Origin of the sequence: Mesorhizobium sp. ISC11 (assembly GCF_037162595.1) — a bacterium.
Lineage (GTDB): Bacteria > Pseudomonadota > Alphaproteobacteria > Rhizobiales > Rhizobiaceae > Mesorhizobium > Mesorhizobium ciceri.
This window is the reverse complement of the sequence record NZ_JAVSPW010000001.1, coordinates 1435806-1448962: the sequence shown is the minus strand read 5'-3', so window position 1 is coordinate 1448962 and position 13157 is coordinate 1435806. Positions and strand designations below refer to the sequence as shown.

Sequence of the window (13157 nt, the reverse complement as noted above, 5' to 3'; positions counted from 1 at the left end):
GGGAAAATCGATGGCAGACCAGAGCTGGGCGATGAAGGGAGAGCTCGTACTCTCCTGCAATTGCACGGTTTTTTGCCCTTGCGTGCTCTCGCTTGGCAATCATCCGCCGACCGAAGGCTATTGCCAGACATGGGCCGGGTTTCGCATCGATGCCGGCCATTTCGGTGAGGTCGATCTGTCCGGGCTCAATCTTGGGCTGATCATGGAAATCCCAGGCTATATGAGCCGCGGCAACTGGACCGCGGGCCTGTTCATCGACAGCCGCGCCTCTGTCTATGCGGTCAAGGCGCTGACAAAGATCTTCACGGGCAAGGCAGGTGGAACCACATCGCTGCTCTCAATCCTCGTCGGCAAATTCCTCGGTGTCGAGCAGGTGCCGATCACCTATGAGACGCGTGACAAAACGCGTATCTTCCAGATACCCAGGATTATCGACGGAGCGGTCACACCCATCCAAGGCAAGGACCGTGACAAGGATACGGTGATCAGCAATTCGGAATACTGGATCGCGCCCGAGATCATCGTGGCCAGGTCCGACAAGAGCAAGATGCGGGCTTTTGGCCGCAATTGGAATTTCGCCGGCCGTTCGGCCGAAATCTGCAAGCTGGATTGGCGGGGCCCGTGAGCAAGAACACAACGGCCAGGAATTTGGCAGCACGAAAAGCCGCCAAAAAGATCACGGACCGGATTCCGCGCCCGAAGAAGAAGGTCACCTGGCCGCAGGCGAGGGCGTTCTCCGTCCACCTTTTGACCGCCTCGGGGTCGTTCCTGGCCTTCCTGTCGCTCGTGGCGGCAAGTGAAGAGCGCTGGACCGCAATGTTCTGGTGGCTCGGGCTGGCCCTGTTCGTCGACGGCATCGATGGGCCGATCGCCAGAAAACTCGAGGTCAAGGAGATCCTGCCGACATGGTCGGGCGAACTGCTCGACAACATCATCGACTACGTGACCTACGTGCTGATCCCGGCCTTCGCGCTCTATCAGCGCGGCTTCATGGGCGAGGGCCTGTCATTCCTGTCGGCGGCGATCATCGTCGTTTCCAGCGCCATCTACTATGCCGACACCGGCATGAAGACGAAGGAGAATTTCTTCAAGGGATTCCCGGTGGTCTGGAACATGGTGGTGTTCACCCTGTTCGTCATCGAGCCCGGACAATGGGTTTCGTTCGCGGTGGTGGTGGTGGCCGGCGTCCTGACTTTCGTGCCGATCAACTTCATCCACCCGGTGCGGGTGGTGCGGCTGCGGCGCATCAACCTTGGGATGACCCTGTTGTGGTGCGCTTTCGGCGCGCTTGCCCTGGCCCAAGCGGCACTCGCCGCCTTCTACGATCAGATCGGCGTGCTGGGCGAGCAGGTCAGCACCTTCACCAAGATCGGCATCACCATCACCGGGCTTTATCTTGCCTGCATCGGTGGCATCATGCAGTTCTTTCCCAATCTCGGTGCCAAAAAGGCCTGATCGGCCACTCCCACAGGGAGCCTGGCCCCACAAGCCTAGCCCACAGGAAGCCTAGCAATGTCCAAAGCGATCCGCATTCATGCCAATGGCGGCCCGGAAGTTCTGACCTATGAGGACGCTGATCCCGGCCAGCCTGGATCCGGGCAGATCCTGGTCCGGCACACCGCGATCGGCCTTAATTTCATCGATGTCTACCATCGCTCCGGTCTCTATCCGCCACCCGGCGGCTTCCCGCTCGTGCCAGGCAGCGAAGCCGCCGGCGTGGTGCTGGAGGTCGGCCATGGCGTCGACTGGCTGAATCCGGGCGATCGCATCGCCTATGCCGTGACGACGGGGGCTTACGCGCAAGAACGCGTCATCGATGCCAGCCGCGTGGTCAAGGTTCCGGATGGCATCAGCGACGAACAGGCCGCAGCGATGATGCTGAAGGGCATGACCGCGGAATATCTGCTGCGGCGGACGTTCAAGGTGAAAGCCGGCGACACGATCCTGTTCCATGCCGCGGCAGGCGGCGTCGGCCTGATCCTCGGCCAATGGGCAAAACATCTCGGCGCCACCGTCATCGGCACCGCCAGCTCGTCCGACAAGATCGAGCTCGCCAGGGCGCATGGTTTCGATCACGTCATCAACTACAAGGAACAGGATTTCGTCGCCGGCGTCGCCGCCATCACCGGCGGCAAGAAATGCGATGTCGTCTACGATTCGGTCGGCAACGACACGTTTCCGGCTTCGCTCGACTGCCTGCGGCCGCTTGGCATGTTCGTCAGCTTTGGCCAGTCCTCGGGACCTATACCGCCGTTCAGCATGTCGTTGCTGGCACAGAAGGGCTCGTTGTTCGCAACAAGGCCGACACTGTTCGTCTACAACGCAAAACGCGAGGACCTCGACGCTTCTGCTGCCGCCCTGTTCGAGGTCGTGCTCAGTGGCGCGGTCGAGATCAAGATCAACCAGCGCTACGCGCTGAAGGACGCCGGCAAGGCGCATTCCGACCTCGAGGGCCGCAGGACCACAGGGACGACCATTCTCATCCCTTAGTTCGTTCTGCCTTGCTATCCCTTGAATTTCCGCTGAAATTCTTGAAGCTCTTTCAAGACGTGTGCCGCTTTCCGATGAGAGCCGGCCGCGCCTACCATGCCTGCGGGAACACAGAACATGTCTGGCTAACCAGATGGGAGGCACTGTGAGTGCAAATCAGGACGGCACGAACCTGCTTGAGGTGCGTGGCCTCACCAAGATATTCGGCACGCTGACGGCGTGCGATCATATCGATCTCGACATCGCCAGGGGTGAGATCCACGCCTTACTCGGCGAAAACGGCGCCGGCAAGTCGACGCTGGTCAAGATGCTTTTCGGCTCGCTGGAGCCCAATGCCGGCGAGATCTTCTGGAACGGTCAGGCCGTCAGGATTTCCAGCCCGGGCGTCGCGAAAAAGCTCGGCATCGGCATGGTGTTCCAGCATTTTTCGCTGTTCGAGGCGCTGACCGCGGCCGAAAACATCGCGCTGTCGCTGGACGACGGCTCACCGATCAGCAGCATCGCTGCGAAGGCGAGGGCGCTTTCCTTCAGCTATGGCCTGCCGCTCGACCCTGAATCGCTGGTCGGCGACCTGTCGGTGGGCGAGCGCCAGCGCATCGAAATCATCCGCTGCCTGCTGCAGACGCCGCAGCTCATCATCCTGGACGAACCGACCTCGGTGTTGACGCCGCAGGAAGCCGACAAGCTGTTCGAGACGCTGGAGCGCCTGCGCTCGGAAGGCAAATCCATCCTCTACATCTCGCACCGGCTCGAAGAGGTCAAACGCATCTGCGACCGCGCCACCGTGCTGCGCCACGGCAAGGTGGTCGGCCATTGCAATCCGCGTGAGGAAACAGCCTCTTCGCTGGCGCGAATGATGGTCGGCAACGAGGTGCAGGCCGTGGTGCGCGCGCCGGTCGAGGGCATCGACAAGGCGCAGCCGCTGCTCGAAATCCGCAACCTCAGCCGCAAACCGGCAACGCCGTTCTCGATCCCGCTCAAGGGCATCAACCTGAACGTCCGCGCCGGGGAGGTGATCGGCATCGCCGGCGTCGCCGGCAATGGTCAGGGCGAGTTCTTCGAATCCGTTTCGGGCGAAGTGCTGCAGCAGGATGCCGCCTCGGTGCGCATTCGCGGCAAGGATTCGGGAAGCCTCACCATCACCGGACGGCGCCTGCTGGGCGCTGCCTTCGTGCCGGAGGAGCGCCTCGGCCACGGTGCCGCACCGCGCATGAAGCTTTCCGAAAACCTGCTGCTGTCGCGCCATGCCACCGACGGCAAGGCGTTCGTCGGTTCCGGCGGAATGGTCAAGAGCGCCGCCATCCAGGCCGCGTCCCAACGCATCATCGAGGCGATGGACGTGCGCAAGAGCGCGCCGGATCCGGAGGCCGCGGCTCTTTCGGGCGGCAATCTGCAGAAATTCATCGTCGGCCGCGAACTCGACCGTCGGCCAAGCGTCATGGTGGTGAACCAGCCGACCTGGGGCGTCGATGCGGGCGCTGCCGCCCACATCCGCCAGGCCTTGATCGAGTTGTCGCGCAGCGGATCGGCGGTGCTGGTGATCAGCCAGGATCTCGACGAGCTGTTCGAGATCTCGGATGCGATCGCCGTCATGCACAATGGCGAGTTGTCGAAGCCGATGCCGATCGCCGAGGCGACCTTCGAGAAGGTCGGCTTGCTGATGGGTGGCGCCGAACCCGGTCACGCCGAACACACGTTGGAGACGGCATGATGCGCCTCGAACTCGTCAAACGTCCGCAGCGTTCCATGCTGTTTTCGGCCCTGTCGCCGTTCATCGCCTTCGCGCTGACCATCATTGCCGGGGCCGTCATGTTCGCGCTGCTCGGCGTCAATCCGCTGACTGCGTTCAACATCTATTTCATCGAGCCGATCAGCCAAATCTGGCAGTTGCATGAGCTGGCGATCAAGGCCGCGCCGCTCATCCTGATCGCCGTCGGCCTGTCGGTTTGCTACAAGGCCAACATCTGGAACATCGGCGCCGAAGGCCAGTTCATCCTCGGCGGCATCGTTGGCTCGATGCTTCCAGTACTGTTTCCGCAGTTCGAAGGCCCGCTGGTGCTGCCGTTGATGCTGTTGCTCGGCATGGTCGGAGGTGCGGCCTATGCGGCGATCCCGGCTCTGCTCAAGACGCGCTTCGGCACCAACGAGATCCTGACCAGCCTGATGCTGGTCTATGTCGCGCAACTTTTCCTTGACTGGCTTGTGCGCGGACCGTGGCGCGATCCGCAGGGCCATGGCTTCCCGCAGACCATCCAGTTCAACGATTCGGCCGTGTTGCCGGAACTGATGCCGGATGCCGGACGGGCAAACTGGGGTTTTGTCTTCGCGCTGGTCGCCGCGGTGCTGGTCTGGATCCTGATGAGCCGCATGCTGAAAGGTTTCGAGGTGCGCGTGCTGGGCTCGAGCCCGCGGGCAGGACGCTTCGCCGGCTTCGGCCTCAACCGGATGGTGTTCTTTGCCTTCCTGCTGTCGGGCGCGCTGGCGGGACTTGCCGGGATCTCGGAGGTCTCGGGCGCCATCGGCCAGCTGCAGCCCGTCATTTCGCCCGGCTACGGCTTCACCGCCATCATCGTGGCGTTCCTCGGCCGTCTCAACCCGCTTGGCATCGTTGCCGCCGGACTGGTGCTGGCACTGACCTATCTCGGCGGCGAAGCAGTGCAGAGCGCGCTCGGCATCTCCGACAAGGTGGCGCGGGTGTTCCAGGGTATGCTTTTGTTCTTCGTGCTCGGCTGCGACACGCTCATCCACTACCGCATACGCCTGGTCGGCCTGGCGCTGACCAAACCGGAAGGCGTGGCCAAACTCGAAGCCGCACCGAAGCTGAAGGAAGCCCGTTGATGGACATCACCGTAAACATCCTTCTGACCATCGCCACCGCGGCAACGCCGCTGCTGATCGCGGCAATCGGTGAGCTGGTGGTCGAGCGCTCCGGCGTACTCAATCTCGGCGTCGAAGGCATGATGATCATGGGCGCGGTCGGCGGCTTCGGCGCAACCTATCTCACCGGATCGCCCTGGATCGGCCTTTTGGCGGCCATTGCCATGGGCGCGGTGTTCTCGCTGCTGTTTGCCGTCATGACGCTGTCGCTGGCCACCAATCAGGTGGCGACCGGCCTGTCGCTGACGCTGCTCGGCCTTGGCCTGTCCGGCATGATGGGCACCAGCTTCGTCGGCCAGCCCGGCGAAAGGCTGCCCAACCTCGACATTCCCGGCTTGACGGAAATCCCTGTGGTCGGCAGGCTGCTGTTTGGCCAGGATCCGATCTTCTACATTTCGATCGCGCTGACCGCCGCCGTCATGTGGTTCCTGTTCAAGACCCGCACCGGGCTGACGCTGCGTTCGATCGGCGACAGCCACACCTCGGCGCATGCGCTTGGCATCAAGGTCATCCGCTACCGATACCTCGCGGTCATCTTCGGCGGCGCCTGTGCCGGTCTCGCCGGCGGCCATCTCTCGCTGGTCTACACGCCGCAATGGGTGGAGAACATGAGCGCCGGCCGCGGCTGGATCGCGCTGGCGCTGGTGGTGTTCGCCTCCTGGCGGCCATGGCGGGTGCTGGCCGGCGCCTACATCTTCGGCGCGGTGTGGATCGGCCAGCTTCATGCACAGGCTTTTGGCATTCCAGTGCCCTCACAGTTCCTTTCTTCGCTGCCCTATCTGGCAACCGTCGTGGTTCTCGTTCTAATCTCGCGCAACAAGCGTCTGACGATGATGAACACGCCGGCTTCCTTGGGGCAGCCATTCGTTCCGGATCGTTGACAACAAAAACAAACGGGAAGCTCCAAGGCTAACTCAGAGAGGTAACACGATGAAAAAACTGCTTATTGCCCTGATGACCACGACCGCCGCCATGTCGCTGGCAGCGACGGCCGAGGCCGCGGACAAGCTGAAGGCCTGCTGGGTCTACACCGGCCCGATCGGCGATTTTGGCTATTCCTACCAGCACGACCAGGGCCGTCTCGAAGTGGAGAAGGCGCTCGGCGACAAGGTCGAAACCGCCTATCTTGAAAACGTCTCGGAAGGCCCCGACGCCGACCGCGCTTTCGAGCGCCTGGCACGCGAAGGCTGCAAGATCATTTTCGGCACCTCCTTCGGCTTCATGGACCCGGAAGTGAAGGTCGCCAAGAAATTCCCGAAGGTGATGTTCGAGCACGCCACCGGCTACAAGACATCTGACAATCTCGGCATCTACAATGCGCGTTTCTATGAAGGCCGTTATGTGCTCGGCCAGATCGCCGCCAAGGAATCGAAGGCAGGCGTTGCCGGCTACATCGTTTCCTTCCCGATCCCGGAAGTGGTGATGGGCATCAACTCCTTCATGCTCGGCGCGCAGTCGATCAACCCGAACTTCAAGGCCAAGATCGTCTGGGTGAATTCCTGGTTCGATCCGGGCAAGGAAGCCGACGCCGCCAAGGCGCTGTTCGACCAGGGTGCCGACATTATCGTCCAGCACACCGATTCGACCGCTGCCCTGCAGGTGGCCGAGGAGCGCAAGCTGCACGGCTTCGGCCAGTCCTCCGACATGATCAAGTTCGCGCCGAACGCGCAGCTGACCTCGCTTACCGACGAATGGGGTCCCTATTACATCAGCCGGGTCCAGGCAGCCCTCGACGGCACCTGGAAGCCGGACAATGTCTGGCTTGGCATCAAGGACGGCGCGGTCAAGCTCGCCCCCTACACCAACATGCCCGACGACGTGAAGGCGATGGCGGAGGCCACCGAGAAGAAGATCGCCGGCGGCTGGAACCCCTTCACCGGGCCGATCGCCAAGCAGGACGGCACGCCGTGGCTGAAGGATGGCGAAGTCGCCGATGACGGCACGCTGCTCGGCATGAATTTTTATGTGAAGGGTGTCGACGACAAGCTGCCGCAGTAGGCAGCACAAGAGATCGAAATGAGGAGGGCGCCGCGAGGCGCCCTTTTTCATTCGGCGGGCTGCGCTCCGGCTGAGACGCGACGAAACCGTGCCAGGCCAGCATCGACCGCGCGGCCGAGCCAAATCCTCAGCAACCGCTGTGCGGGTCGTTCGCAGGCGCGCCAGATTGCCCACGAAACGAAAAGCATAAGTGCGCCGCAGCCAAAGGCGGCAAACCATTTGCCGATAAGGGGCGTTGCCGCATTGATGACGAGATAGCCGATGTCCTGGTGCAGCAAATAGAGCGGATAGGTCAGCCCGCCCAGCGCCAGGGTGAGCCCCGATGCCCTGATACGGCCGCGCAGCAGCACCGCACCGATCAAGGCCGCGTGCATGACGACGTTGGCGATGACGAGATTGGCCGACGAAACGGCAATGCCGTAGTGGCCAAGCATCCAGTGCTGCGTCACCGACAGCGTGCCGCAGGAGATCAGGAACGCGGCGGCAAGCAGCAGCATTGCAGGCAGTGAACGGCCATGCGCATGCAGGTGGTGGACCAGCACGCCGGCGGCGAAGAACGGTCCAAACTCGGTGATGAACAGCAGCCTGGCGGCGCCGCTGCCGATGAAGAACTCGTTCAAGGCCGAGATCGCCAGCCAGATCAAGATCAGCTCCAGCTTGCGTCTCTGAAACAGCCCGGTGAGCAGCGCCAGCGTCACCCAGCCGTAGAACACCAGCTCAAGAACGATCGACCAGTAGACGCCGTCCATGAAGGGCTGGCCGAACGCCGGCGCGAACATCGACAGATTGGCGGCATACTGAACGAAAGAGGCCGAAAGCAGCGGCGACCCGGCAAGGAAGACAATCGCGAAGGTGATCGTCATGCAGAGCAGGAAGCCCGGATAGAGGCGAACGAACCGCGCGACCGCAAACTGGTCCCAACTGCGGTTTTCCGCCGACCAGGCAATGACGAAACCGCTGATCAGGAAGAACAGATTGACGCCGAGATAGCCGTAGAGGGCGAACGGTGCCGCAAGCGGATAACCCTCAGCCAGAATGCCCTCGGCAGCCGCGCCGCGAAAGAAATAGTGGAAGAACACGACAGCCATCGCCGCGACCAGCCTGAGCAGGTCCAGCGTCGCAATGTAATTTTGTTCCGCAGGTCTGGTGTTCATCCGCATTTCCCGCATCTACGGTCGGCAAACCATAGAGCGGATCGCAGCTGAGCGGGTTAAGAGGCCTAGATTATCGCCAGATGTAGTAAATTTACGCGGAACGAGGCGTCAGACCGCCGAACCATAGAGGTCATAGGCGTCGGCACGGTCGATCTTGACGGTGACGATATCGCCTTGGCGCAGCGGACGACGCGACTGGATGTGCACCGAGCCATCGATCTCGGGCGCGTCGTATTTGGTGCGGCCCTTTGCCGATGTGCCATGCGCCTCGTCGATCAGCACCGGGAGGCGCTTGCCGACTTTTCTGGCCAGCTGTGTCGCCGAAATCTTCTGCTGACGCTGCATGAAGCGGTGCCAGCGCGCCTCCTTGATTTCCTGCGGGACCTGTTCGAGACCGAGATCGTTGGAGCGGGCGCCGCGGACCGGCTCGTATTTGAAGCAGCCGGCGCGGTCGATCTTGGCTTCATCGAGCCAGTCGAGCAGCATCTCGAAATCGTCATCCGTCTCGCCGGGGAAGCCGACGATGAAGGTCGAGCGGATGGCCAGATCCGGACAGACCTCGCGCCAGCCGCGAATGCGCTCGAGCGTCTTTTCGCCATGCGCGGGCCGGCGCATGTTTTTCAGCACCCGCGGCGAGGCATGCTGGAACGGGATATCCAGGTAGGGGAGGATCTTGCCCTCCGCCATCAGCGGGATGACGTCGGCGACATGCGGGTAGGGGTAGACATAGTGCATGCGCACCCAGATGCCGAGCTTGCCCAGTTCCTCCGAAAGATCGAGGAATTTTGCGCGCACTTCACGGTCGCCGAACGTCGACGTCTGGTACTTGATGTCGATGCCGTAGGCGCTGGTGTCCTGCGAGATGACCAGAAGTTCCTTGACGCCAGCCTTGGCCAGTTTCTCAGCCTCACGCAGCACATCTGCCGCCGGCCGCGAGACGAGGTCGCCACGCAGTGCGGGAATGATGCAGAAGGTGCAGCGGTTGTTGCAGCCTTCGGAAATCTTGAGATAGGCGTAGTGACGCGGCGTCAGCTTGACACCCTGCGGCGGCAGGAGATCGATATAGGGATCGTGCGACGGCGGTGCGGCCTCATGCACCGCGGCCATCACGCTCTCATAGGCCTGCGGCCCGGTGATCGCCAGCACATTGGGGTGCTTTTCGCGAATGACGTCCGGCTCGGCGCCCAGACAACCGGTGACGATCACTCGGCCGTTTTCCGAAAGCGCGGAACCGATGGCGTTGAGCGACTCGTCGCGGGCGGAATCGAGAAAACCGCAGGTGTTGACGACGACGAGGTCGGCGCCGTCATGCTTGCGTGCGATTTCGTAACCTTCGGCGCGCAGGCGCGTGATGATGCGCTCCGAATCCACGAGGGCCTTCGGGCATCCAAGACTGACAAAACTCACGCGGGGAGCGGACATAGAGGGTTTCCGGGCTTTTCAGGATTGCCGGCGCAGTACCACACTTATTGCGGCATTGGTATGGGCAGGCCCGCGATGCGGCAAAACGCACGGCGGTCTTGCTTCGACGGAGTGAAGACGCGGATGTCCGCCAGCTTCAGCCGACCACGTTGTTCACATGTGGCCAGACCTCCACCGCGCCACGATAGACCATATCCAGCGCGACATAGAGTATGATCAGCAGGCCGACATAGGCGATCCAGCGGTGGCGATGCAGCAGCTTGGCAATGAAGGTCGCAGCCAGCCCCATGAGCGCGATCGACAGCACAAGGCCGATGACCAGCACCGGAAAATGATCACGCGCCGCTCCAGCCACCGCCAGCACGTTGTCGAGCGACATCGACACATCGGCGACGACAATCTGCAAGGCAGCCTGGCCAAGGGTCTTGCGCTTCGACTTGCCGGCGACTGCCTGGTCACTGTTGAGGTCCGAATTCGACAGCGCCTCGGTCGCTTCCAGCTCATCGGCATGTGACGTGCGCAGCTCGCGGTACATTTTCCAGCAGACCCACAGCAGCAGGATGCCGCCGGCCAGCAGCAGGCCGACGATCGCCAGCAGCTTGACGGTAATTGCGGCAAAACCGATGCGCAGCACCGTTGCCGCAATCACGCCGATGAGGATCGCCTTCTTGCGTTGGTCAGCCGGCAGGCCGGCAGCGGCAAGGCCGATGACGATCGCATTGTCGCCGGCCAGCACGAGGTCGATGGCGATGACCTGGAGCAGGGCGGTCAGGCTGGCAGCGCTGAAAAAAATGTCCATCGACCGGAAGCCCTTGCTGATTTTGCCGAGTGTTCGTCGATTACCCAGAGGCCCTAACTTGGTGGTCCCTTGGCGTCAAGGGATCACGCGTGGCGCCATCACCGAAGCATCGTTACGTCAAGCCAGATCCAATGCTCGCGGCACTCGCCGACAGCCAGGCAAAACCATGGCCGATCGCAAATCAATCGTAGAGATTATACTTTGCCCAGTCGGCTTCCGGAATCTCGTCGCCGATCCGGTAGCGGAGTTGCAAGACTTCCATATGGTCCGGCCCGGTCTGGCACTTGAATTTCAGCCTATACCACTGCCCCTTGCTGCGAAACGCAGCACCCGGGCTCTTGATGGCATCCGCGCCCATCTCGGGCGTGGCAAAGGCGTAGGCGACGACGCGATCGGCTTTGAACTTGCGATCGTCATGGGTGATGCGGTCGAGCACTTCGGCGTCGCAACGCTGTTCAAGGCGAGTTTGGGGATCGAGTTTCATCAGTCCGGCGCGCAATGCATTGTCCATTGCGCTGGCTGGAAAACTCAGTGTCACTGACGCCAAGGCGGTCATGCAGAGCTTCTTCATGGGCGGGACAAGCAACATATTTTGTCGGAGAAATCAACCGAGCGGACCGCCTCGGACGCTGCGGGAATCTTCAATCATATGGCTGCTGCGTTCAAAATTGCGTGTCGGGATTCGTCGTGCGATGCCTGCGGCCAACGGACCAAAGAGGCACGGCCGGCATCGGTAAGATCGTACAGGCCGCGGTCGACGCGCGCGAACCAGCCATAGACATTGTGCTGCAGGATCTTGGGCGCGATCGGCGTCACCGCCTTCAGATCTCGCGGCCGCCTGGGGCCATCCACCATGGCGGCAGCGCAGGCGAGGGCGCTTTGGCGATAGGCGGTCATGATCGGATTGCGCGATCCTCCTCCGGCAACGGGATCGCCGCGACGGCGCTGGTGCTCATCGACCAGGCGGGAGCGCCGGCGGGCATTTTTGCGCGGCGCCAGCGCGATCGGGCTGAGAAGCACCTCGACCCGGTCCGTCGCGGTCACGCCAAGCAAGCCGAAGCCAAGCCGGCGGCAGAGATTGCGGAACCTGGCATCGCTTTCGCGTCCCTTGCCGCGAGCCGACATGCGCGCGGCCAGCCACACCTCGTCGCAGGCCGCCGCACGATCGACACCTTGCAGCACCAGTTCGAGATTGAACTGCAGCTTCAACTCGCAGATGACGACAACCGGCGGCTCCCCCTCGCGCAACGCAACAACATCGCAGCCGTCGATCTCGCCTTTGACGACAAAGTCGAGGCTTTCGAGGAACCGCTTCACCGGCGCATAGAGTGAGGTCTCGTTCATGGCGCAAGGTTTAGCCGATTCGAGGCGAAAAGCCTTCCGGTGGTTCGGCGTCCTGCGGCTCGAAAGGGGACCGGTGTGGATACCGCAACGCCGGGCCAGCCGTCAGGCTTCGGCGTTCGGCACCGCCCGGTTCGGCAGCTTCCTGCGGCGCAGGAGCGGATAGCCGATCTGGCCGAAATAGGTGGAAGGGATCGGATCGTCGACGCCGTACTTCTCCGGCACCTTGTCACCGGTGGGATTGTAGGTGCCGAACAGCACGTCGAGGAAAGGCAACTGCCCGGCGAAGTTCTTGTCATAGGCTTCGCGCTGGTTGGCATGGTGCCAGCGATGGAACTGCGGGCTGGCGATCAGCCACTTCAAGGGGCCGAACGGAGTCCGCACGTTTGAATGCACAAGCAGCGTATGTCCAAGGTAGAGAGTCGAAAAGACGGCGATCGACGCTTCCGAGAAGCCGAGGAAAAAGATCGGCGTCAGCGATATTGCCTTTGTGACGATGGCGTCGACGGGATGATTGTGGAAGGCCCCGAGCCAGTCGAGTTCTTCAATGCCGTGGTGAACGGCATGGAACTTCCAAAGCGCCGGGATTTTGTGAAAGGCCCGATGTGTCCAGTAGACGCCGACATCGGTGATCACGATGATTTCGGCAACCTGCAGCCAGACGGGCTGGCCGCTGACGGCATGCGTTATCGCTTGCGGGACCAGGAGTGCAGCGGCACCGAGCGCGCCTGCCGCCATCATGACGATGGCCAGCTTTATGATGAAGCCGTTGAACAGCAGATAAATCAGATCGACAGCGAAGCCCTTGCGAAAGATCTTCTGCGGCCGCTCGGCAAACAGATGTTCAAACGGAATGAAGATCAGGGCGCAGATCAGAAGTGCCTTGATGCCAAAGATATCCATCGATTCGCCTCAGCGCGCAGTCCGCGCCTCTGAGAGGAACCACATCTCCCTTTCCAAAGGCTAAAGGCTCTACCTTTTGCGCAAGTGGCGGCGGCAAACGCGGATTGTGAATGGAACGCGGGCGGACGAGGAGACGCGAATGCGGGCTCGTCCTGCGGCGTGTGGCCCATCCC

13 protein-coding genes are annotated in these 13157 nt (G+C 62.0%); 7 read left to right on the top strand and 6 right to left on the bottom strand.

Annotated elements, in window-relative coordinates:
- Window positions 1–10 precede the first annotated feature (10 nt).
- From RPF88_RS07345 to RPF88_RS07315, 7 genes are all read left to right on the top strand, one after another.
- A complete protein-coding gene (locus RPF88_RS07345) occupies window positions 11–625 on the top strand; it encodes a DUF1326 domain-containing protein (RefSeq protein WP_013531653.1) in 615 nt (204 codons plus the stop codon).
- Window positions 626–648: 23 nt separating this feature from the next.
- The gene (pcsA, locus tag RPF88_RS07340) at window positions 649–1455 is read left to right on the top strand and encodes a phosphatidylcholine synthase (RefSeq protein ID WP_024503276.1); all 807 of its coding nucleotides are present in this window, start codon (window positions 649–651) and stop codon (window positions 1453–1455) included.
- Window positions 1456–1512: 57 nt separating this feature from the next.
- Complete coding sequence (locus RPF88_RS07335; RefSeq protein ID WP_337122070.1) at window positions 1513–2490, top strand: quinone oxidoreductase family protein; 978 nt, start codon at window positions 1513–1515, stop codon at window positions 2488–2490.
- A gap of 133 nt (window positions 2491–2623) precedes the next feature.
- A complete protein-coding gene (locus tag RPF88_RS07330) occupies window positions 2624–4201 on the top strand; it encodes an ABC transporter ATP-binding protein (protein ID WP_337122069.1) in 1578 nt (525 codons plus the stop codon).
- A complete protein-coding gene (locus tag RPF88_RS07325; protein WP_013531649.1) occupies window positions 4198–5328 on the top strand; it encodes an ABC transporter permease in 1131 nt (376 codons plus the stop codon). Before RPF88_RS07330 ends, RPF88_RS07325 begins: the two co-directional genes overlap by 4 nt.
- The gene (locus tag RPF88_RS07320; protein WP_024503273.1) at window positions 5328–6248 is read left to right on the top strand and encodes an ABC transporter permease; all 921 of its coding nucleotides are present in this window, start codon (window positions 5328–5330) and stop codon (window positions 6246–6248) included. Before RPF88_RS07325 ends, RPF88_RS07320 begins: the two co-directional genes overlap by 1 nt.
- A 49-nt stretch (window positions 6249–6297) precedes the next feature.
- Window positions 6298–7365 (top strand): BMP family ABC transporter substrate-binding protein, encoded by a 1068-nt coding sequence (locus RPF88_RS07315; protein WP_013531647.1) that lies wholly within the window; start codon window positions 6298–6300, stop codon window positions 7363–7365.
- Window positions 7366–7412: 47 nt separating this feature from the next.
- Here the strand turns inward: RPF88_RS07315 and RPF88_RS07310 are convergent, their stop codons facing one another.
- The 6 genes from RPF88_RS07310 to RPF88_RS07285 form a co-directional block, all read right to left on the bottom strand.
- Window positions 7413–8519 carry an acyltransferase family protein gene (locus tag RPF88_RS07310; RefSeq protein WP_224620920.1) on the bottom strand — a complete coding sequence of 369 codons (1107 nt, stop codon included), beginning with the start codon at window positions 8517–8519 and terminating at the stop codon, window positions 7413–7415.
- Between the two features lie 108 nt (window positions 8520–8627).
- Window positions 8628–9941 (bottom strand): 30S ribosomal protein S12 methylthiotransferase RimO, encoded by a 1314-nt coding sequence (gene rimO, locus RPF88_RS07305; protein WP_224620919.1) that lies wholly within the window; start codon window positions 9939–9941, stop codon window positions 8628–8630.
- A 136-nt stretch (window positions 9942–10077) separates the two neighbouring features.
- Entirely contained in the window at window positions 10078–10740 is a 663-nt protein-coding gene (locus RPF88_RS07300) for a TerC family protein (RefSeq protein WP_013531644.1), read from the bottom strand.
- 181 nt (window positions 10741–10921) lie between these two features.
- Complete coding sequence (locus RPF88_RS07295; RefSeq protein WP_032808257.1) at window positions 10922–11329, bottom strand: DUF930 domain-containing protein; 408 nt, start codon at window positions 11327–11329, stop codon at window positions 10922–10924.
- A gap of 56 nt (window positions 11330–11385) precedes the next feature.
- A complete protein-coding gene (locus RPF88_RS07290) occupies window positions 11386–12084 on the bottom strand; it encodes a DUF2161 domain-containing phosphodiesterase (protein ID WP_024503270.1) in 699 nt (232 codons plus the stop codon).
- Window positions 12085–12186: 102 nt separating this feature from the next.
- On the bottom strand, window positions 12187–12984 hold the full coding sequence (locus RPF88_RS07285; protein WP_337122068.1) for a sterol desaturase family protein: 798 nt from the start codon (window positions 12982–12984) through the stop codon (window positions 12187–12189).
- Window positions 12985–13157 lie beyond the last annotated feature (173 nt).

Excerpts from the sequence above, each read along its gene's own strand:
- RPF88_RS07335 (WP_337122070.1), top strand. The coding sequence starts at position 1,513 with ATGTCCAAAGCGATCCGCATTCATGCCAATGGCGGCCCGGAAGTTCTG.
- RPF88_RS07295 (WP_032808257.1), bottom strand. The coding sequence starts at position 11,329 with ATGTTGCTTGTCCCGCCCATGAAGAAGCTCTGCATGACCGCCTTGGCG.
- RPF88_RS07345 (WP_013531653.1), top strand. The coding sequence starts at position 11 with ATGGCAGACCAGAGCTGGGCGATGAAGGGAGAGCTCGTACTCTCCTGC.
- RPF88_RS07330 (WP_337122069.1), top strand. The coding sequence starts at position 2,624 with ATGGGAGGCACTGTGAGTGCAAATCAGGACGGCACGAACCTGCTTGAG.
- RPF88_RS07320 (WP_024503273.1), top strand. The coding sequence starts at position 5,328 with ATGGACATCACCGTAAACATCCTTCTGACCATCGCCACCGCGGCAACG.
- RPF88_RS07285 (WP_337122068.1), bottom strand. The coding sequence starts at position 12,984 with ATGGATATCTTTGGCATCAAGGCACTTCTGATCTGCGCCCTGATCTTC.
- RPF88_RS07300 (WP_013531644.1), bottom strand. The coding sequence starts at position 10,740 with ATGGACATTTTTTTCAGCGCTGCCAGCCTGACCGCCCTGCTCCAGGTC.
- RPF88_RS07290 (WP_024503270.1), bottom strand. The coding sequence starts at position 12,084 with ATGAACGAGACCTCACTCTATGCGCCGGTGAAGCGGTTCCTCGAAAGC.
- RPF88_RS07310 (WP_224620920.1), bottom strand. The coding sequence starts at position 8,519 with ATGAACACCAGACCTGCGGAACAAAATTACATTGCGACGCTGGACCTG.
- RPF88_RS07315 (WP_013531647.1), top strand. The coding sequence starts at position 6,298 with ATGAAAAAACTGCTTATTGCCCTGATGACCACGACCGCCGCCATGTCG.
- rimO (WP_224620919.1), bottom strand. The coding sequence starts at position 9,941 with ATGTCCGCTCCCCGCGTGAGTTTTGTCAGTCTTGGATGCCCGAAGGCC.
- RPF88_RS07325 (WP_013531649.1), top strand. The coding sequence starts at position 4,198 with ATGATGCGCCTCGAACTCGTCAAACGTCCGCAGCGTTCCATGCTGTTT.